This is a genomic window from Exiguobacterium sp. KRL4 (assembly GCF_001870785.1).
Classification (GTDB): Bacteria; Bacillota; Bacilli; order Exiguobacteriales; family Exiguobacteriaceae; genus Exiguobacterium_A.
The window spans coordinates 1-1,577 of the sequence record NZ_MOLV01000045.1 but is presented as its reverse complement, the minus strand read 5'-3'; the positions used below and the strand labels follow the sequence as shown (position 1 = coordinate 1,577).

Below are 1,577 nucleotides of genomic sequence, written 5' to 3'. Positions count from 1 at the left end.
GAAGCATGGCGACATGCGGAGCTGAGTGATACTAATCGGTCGAGGCCTTGTTCTAGCAGATGATCTTGTTGATGACTTCAGTTTTGAGGGCGCGAGCTTTTCAAAAAAAGTTCTTGACGTTATGGAAACATAATGTTAAGATGATAGATGTCTGGTGGCGATAGCCAAGTGGTCACACCCGTTCCCATGCCGAACACGGAAGTTAAGCACTTGAACGCCGAAAGTAGTTGGGGGCTTCCCCCTGTGAGGATAGGACGCTGCCAGGCGATCGTTCCGCAATAGCTCAGTGGTAGAGCAACCGGCTGTTAACCGGTAGGTCGTAGGTTCAAATCCTACTTGCGGAGCCATTATATTTACTTCTTCACCACATGCAATGGAGAGCTGTCCGAGTGGCCGAAGGAGCACGATTGGAAATCGTGTAGGCGTCATAAGCGTCTCAAGGGTTCGAATCCCTTGCTCTCCGCCATAACATTTTCAATTTTAAGATGGCCCGTTGGTCAAGCGGTTAAGACACCGCCCTTTCACGGCGGTATCACGGGTTCGATTCCCGTACGGGTCACCATTTTTATTAGCGCGGGGTGGAGCAGTCTGGTAGCTCGTTGGGCTCATAACCCAAAGGTCGTCGGTTCAAATCCGGCCCCCGCAATTACATACGGTCCTGTGGTGTAGCGGTTAACATGCCTGCCTGTCACGCAGGAGATCGCGGGTTCGAATCCCGTCAGGACCGCCATTGTTAAGGCTTTGTAGCTCAGTCGGTAGAGCAGAGGACTGAAAATCCTCGTGTCGGCGGTTCGATTCCGTCCAAAGCCACCATATGATTTTCAAATGTTTTTCCCATTGTGGGGGGGTAGCGAAGTGGCTAAACGCGGCGGACTGTAAATCCGCTCCCTCGGGTTCGGCGGTTCGAATCCGCCCCCCCCCACCACTCTTAGGGGCATAGTTTAGCGGTAGAACTACGGTCTCCAAAACCGTCAGCGCGGGTTCGATTCCTGCTGCCCCTGTTTTATTATTATGGCGGTTGTGGCGAAGTGGTTAACGCACCGGATTGTGATTCCGGCATTCGTGGGTTCAATTCCCATCAGTCGCCCTTTTATTATTGGGCTGTGGCCAAGTGGTAAGGCACTGGATTTTGATTCCAGCATGCGAAGGTTCGATCCCTTCCAGCCCAGCTTTTGTGCGGAAGTAGTTCAGTGGTAGAATACGACCTTGCCAAGGTCGGGGTCGCGGGTTCGAATCCCGTCTTCCGCTCCAATGAGTGGCGCCATAGCCAAGTGGTAAGGCAGAGGACTGCAACTCCTCTATCGTCAGTTCGATTCTGACTGGCGCCTCCAATTCCTAATTTAATGTTTATGCAAGAGATTGTGCCGGTGTGGCGGAACTGGTAGACGCGCACGACTCAAAATCGTGTTCCTTTGGAGTGTCGGTTCGATTCCGACCACCGGTATCTTGCGGGTGTAGTTTAGTGGTAAAACCTCAGCCTTCCAAGCTGATGATGAGGGTTCGATTCCCTTCACCCGCTTTTACCTTTGTACGATCTCAATCAAGATTCACCTGATTATGCGGGTGTAGTTTAGTGG

The 1,577-nt window shown here is 51.9% G+C and carries 14 tRNA genes and 1 rRNA gene; all 15 read left to right on the top strand.

The features are described from left to right. Nucleotides 1-150 precede the first annotated feature (150 nt). The 15 genes from rrf to BLD48_RS15870 all read left to right on the top strand — a co-directional run bounded on the left by rrf (nucleotide 151) and on the right by BLD48_RS15870 (nucleotide 1,519). A 5S ribosomal RNA gene (gene rrf, locus BLD48_RS15940) occupies nucleotides 151-266 on the top strand. Nucleotides 267-272: 6 nt separating this feature from the next. Further along, nucleotides 273-347, top strand: a tRNA-Asn gene (locus BLD48_RS15935). A gap of 28 nt (nucleotides 348-375) precedes the next feature. Further along, nucleotides 376-466: transfer RNA gene (locus tag BLD48_RS15930), tRNA-Ser, on the top strand. Nucleotides 467-487: 21 nt separating this feature from the next. Next, nucleotides 488-562 (top strand) — tRNA-Glu (locus BLD48_RS15925). Between the two features lie 10 nt (nucleotides 563-572). Continuing rightward, nucleotides 573-646, top strand: a tRNA-Met gene (locus tag BLD48_RS15920). 8 nt (nucleotides 647-654) lie between these two features. Beyond that, nucleotides 655-730: transfer RNA gene (locus BLD48_RS15915), tRNA-Asp, on the top strand. A gap of 7 nt (nucleotides 731-737) precedes the next feature. Further along, nucleotides 738-813 (top strand) — tRNA-Phe (locus BLD48_RS15910). A gap of 28 nt (nucleotides 814-841) precedes the next feature. Further along, nucleotides 842-925 (top strand) — tRNA-Tyr (locus BLD48_RS15905). A gap of 5 nt (nucleotides 926-930) precedes the next feature. Then, nucleotides 931-1,001: transfer RNA gene (locus BLD48_RS15900), tRNA-Trp, on the top strand. 13 nt (nucleotides 1,002-1,014) lie between these two features. Further along, a tRNA-His gene (locus BLD48_RS15895) sits at nucleotides 1,015-1,087 on the top strand. Nucleotides 1,088-1,097: 10 nt separating this feature from the next. Then, nucleotides 1,098-1,169, top strand: a tRNA-Gln gene (locus tag BLD48_RS15890). A 7-nt stretch (nucleotides 1,170-1,176) separates the two neighbouring features. Further along, nucleotides 1,177-1,251: transfer RNA gene (locus BLD48_RS15885), tRNA-Gly, on the top strand. A gap of 6 nt (nucleotides 1,252-1,257) precedes the next feature. Next, nucleotides 1,258-1,331: transfer RNA gene (locus tag BLD48_RS15880), tRNA-Cys, on the top strand. A 32-nt stretch (nucleotides 1,332-1,363) separates the two neighbouring features. Next, nucleotides 1,364-1,444, top strand: a tRNA-Leu gene (locus BLD48_RS15875). Nucleotides 1,445-1,448: 4 nt separating this feature from the next. Further along, nucleotides 1,449-1,519 (top strand) — tRNA-Gly (locus tag BLD48_RS15870). The last annotated feature ends 58 nt before the right edge of the window (nucleotides 1,520-1,577 follow it).